The organism is Bacillus sp. LL01, from assembly GCF_001037965.1.
In genome coordinates this window covers 1-3,161 of the sequence record NZ_LFEL01000268.1, presented here as the reverse complement: position 1 = coordinate 3,161, position 3,161 = coordinate 1, and the positions used below count along the sequence as shown (strand labels likewise).

At 44.5% G+C, this 3,161-nt stretch carries 5 protein-coding genes; all 5 read right to left on the bottom strand.

Annotated features, from left to right (window positions below):
- Nucleotides 1–437: LXG domain-containing protein (locus AB685_RS29215; protein ID WP_241773418.1), on the bottom strand; the 437-nt coding region annotated here is incomplete at its 3' end.
- A 222-nt stretch (nt 438–659) separates the two neighbouring features.
- Nucleotides 660–1,046, bottom strand: coding sequence for a hypothetical protein (locus tag AB685_RS29210; protein ID WP_047974119.1), 387 nt, complete (start codon nt 1,044–1,046; stop codon nt 660–662).
- A gap of 17 nt (nt 1,047–1,063) precedes the next feature.
- Nucleotides 1,064–1,774: an N-acetylmuramoyl-L-alanine amidase gene (locus tag AB685_RS29205; RefSeq protein WP_047974118.1), complete on the bottom strand. Its 711-nt coding sequence runs from the start codon at nt 1,772–1,774 to the stop codon at nt 1,064–1,066.
- Entirely contained in the window at nt 1,767–2,615 is an 849-nt protein-coding gene (locus AB685_RS29200; protein ID WP_047974117.1) for an ATP-binding protein, read from the bottom strand. The genes AB685_RS29205 and AB685_RS29200 overlap by 8 nt, the downstream gene beginning before the upstream one ends.
- On the bottom strand, nt 2,557–3,161 hold a 605-nt coding region (locus AB685_RS29985; protein WP_128755968.1), incomplete at its 5' end, for a DnaD domain protein. The genes AB685_RS29200 and AB685_RS29985, both read right to left, overlap by 59 nt.

The following is a 3,161-nucleotide window of genomic DNA, read 5'->3' as shown; positions in this document are numbered from 1 at the left end:
TGCTCAATTGTTTGGTCTTTTTCTTGCTTGGCTTTTTGTACGTATTGCCTGACTTCATCGTCTTGAAGCGGCTTTAGGTAGACGATGTCTTGGACCTGTTGCATCGTCGCATTTGTTTGCGTGGTGAGTGCGGTTGTTACGAGCTCAACCTGCTGTAAGCCGTTTTCGACTTCTTGTTCAAGGAAGCTTCCTTGAATTCTTCCGTTTGATGCTGGTTCAAGTGCTTGCAAAGAGGACTTCATTTGCATAAGAAGCTGCTCGTATTGTGCGAGCGTCCCGGTTAAGTATTGGATAAACGGGAGGTGGCACTCTTGATAGAAACGACGAATKGCCGTCCCTCCCTCTCCTTTTAACGAATCACTTAGACGGACAATACCCATTACGGCCGTCTCAATTTGTTTAAGCTGTTCTTGCTGCTGTTCTATCTTAGTTTTCATTTCAACTATTCCACTATGTAAGCTAGACACGTCTAAYGTTTTCATACATCACCTCTATTAAGCTAAGAAGGAATACTTTACCTATTATCTTAGTACATTCGACATCTGGATAAAATAGGAATATATGAGGATGTTAGTAGAGATGAATAGTTGTCTAAATCATTAGTAAAACGCAGGATCCTCTCCTCGAGGCTCCTGCGTTTTCTCATATTATTTCACCCCTTACGACCCAAACCTCCTCTCATTATCTACCCTCTTCCGATACGCCTGCTTTCTGCTCGCCTTCCTCATTTCGTCTTTATGCTCTAGTTTCATCAAGACATTTTCTGCGAGGCTGTAGACTTTTCTGAGGTTGTCGATGTCTTCTTTGATCACAGGCTTCATGTGGCAAACTTGGTTTCGGGTGACCTTCGTTTGTGTAAGGTGGTGGAGCTGGTCTTGATTGAGTGGGATGAGATTGTTTAGGATGATGATGTTGACTAGGTTCGAGTACGTTGGGTCTTGCTTAATTTGCAGTGGCAGGGTGAGGGTGATGATTTTTTTTAGGGCGTGTTCAAGGTCATATAGTAGCTCGTAGGCTCGGATTGAATGTTCTTTTTGTGGTTTCATTTTTTCGTTCATCCTTTCTAGATACGTTCTAATTCGATTTTATTGGCTGCATGTAAGTGATGTTGGATGTGCTCGATGAGGTTGTCTTGTTGTTGGTAGGCTCCGACCTGCTTGCCGTCAATGCGGAGGCGATAGGTGGGCGTTGCTGTGTTGGGTTTGGTGTTGGTTGGTTTCAGGTTTGGCTTTAGAGCTGGTAAGTGTAGGGCTTTTTGTAGGCCGATTAGATGTCCTTCGGTGATCGCATGAATGACGTTGGAGTCTTTTAGTTGTTTCGCGTCTTCGGTGTGGTCTAGGAAGAGGTTCTCGGTTAGGATCGCTGGCATCTTGGTGAKGCGGAGGACGGCGAAGTTGGCTTTCTTTTGTCCTCGATCGGCGCATGATAGTCGGTTTTTAATTTCTGGGTGAAGGATGTTTTGAATGTCCTGTGTCGCCTTGCCAGCGTTTGGATGAATAAAGGTTTCAAAGCCAGTCCCTCCTCCTGCGTTCAGATGAATCGAGATGAAGCAATCAGCGCCCCACGCATTTGCGAGTCGGGCTCGTTCTTCGAGTGTGAGGAAGAGATCCCGATCACGGGTGAGCCTCACTTCGACGTTATAGTGATTCAGTAAAGCTGTTCGCAAGTTGCGCGCAATCGTTAAGGCAATTTCTTTTTCGACCAATCCATTCGCCACTGCCCCGGGGTCCCTGCCACCGTGTCCTGGGTCAATCATGATTTTCATTTTACTCATTATCATCACTTCCTTTTCCTTGGGTGAAATGGCTTAAGCGGTGGTCTGGACCGTTCATCGTGATGACTTTGGTATGCTGCATCATCCGCGAGAAGTTCCGTGCCCCGACCTTCTCTTGTAGGGCTTTCCCTCCTAAATTGGTCGTGTAAATCGTATGCTTGCCAATTCGGCCCTCAACGATTTCAAAGAGCTTCGAGATTGACCAGCTGCCAGCTTTCTCACTGCCATGCTCGGCTCCAAGATCATCGAGCACAAGACAATCAGCTTCTTCTAGGAGCTGTAAGTAGCTATCCTCTGAGAATTCACTGTTTTTATTGTAGGTTGCTTTTASTTTGGTTAGGAGTTTTGGAACAGAAATGAAAATGGAAGTGTAGCCTTCCTCAATCAATGGTTTGAGGCTAGCCGCAGCTAAGTGGGATTTACCAATACCGTATGTGCCAGTAAGAAGTAGATTTAGAGGCTTGTCTTTTGTAAAGGTTTCGCTATAGTGCTTTGTGACATCCATCGCCGTCCTTTGGCTTTCAGTGCTTGGCGTATAGGTCTCAAAGCTTGCTTCAAAGAGATCGGGGTTCATCAGACTTTCGCGGTCGAATAGATTATAGATTCGCTTTCGTTCGAGCACTTTCCTTCTTTTAATCACATCATTTGCGATTTTTATATCTTCACAGCGGCAGCCGTAGGTTAATTCTTGTTCACTTCCCTTCTCTGGTCCAAATGGAATGATTACCCGACGGACGGTAATTTTCTCATGGCATCCTTGGCAACTAAAGGTCCTAACGATATTAGAATCCGAAATCATAGCTTGAATAGTCGGGGGTAGATGGGCGCTTAGCGTTTTCATGGGCTTGTTCTCCTTTTATCTTCATGTGGTAGGCTGCTACTTTTTGTTTCCTTCTCTCTTGCTCTGCTTGAACGTCGGCTAGGGTTTGAATTCCTTTTGAACTCCAGTCTTGAAGGATCTTCATCACATAGCTCCACGTTCTCACATTTTGCATTAAGGAAATTTTCATCGCTTCAATGATCACTGCTTCTGGCTCTCTAAAGGTATGGTCGATGATCCAGGCATTGATCGATTCGGAGATAAACGGTGAAAGCATACCGAATCCATTTTCCTCATAGAAACGCAATGGGTTGTTGTCTTTATTTATATTTTTATTGATATCTTTATTAAGTTCTTTAACTAATAGGGAACGGTTGTCTGTAGAGTTGTAGGTAGAATTGACTGTAGCGTTGTCTGCGTTGTAGGTACGGTTGACTGCTGTTTTGTGTGAATGAGGTTCAGTCAACGGAGTTAAACAATAGATTGCCGCCTGCCTTCCTTTTCGACTTTCATAGGTGAGATAGCCTTTTTCCACCAGCTCTTTTCTCACTAAGAAAAAATGACGTT

Excerpts from the sequence above, each read along its gene's own strand:
- AB685_RS29210 (WP_047974119.1), bottom strand. The coding sequence starts at position 1,046 with ATGAAACCACAAAAAGAACATTCAATCCGAGCCTACGAGCTACTATAT.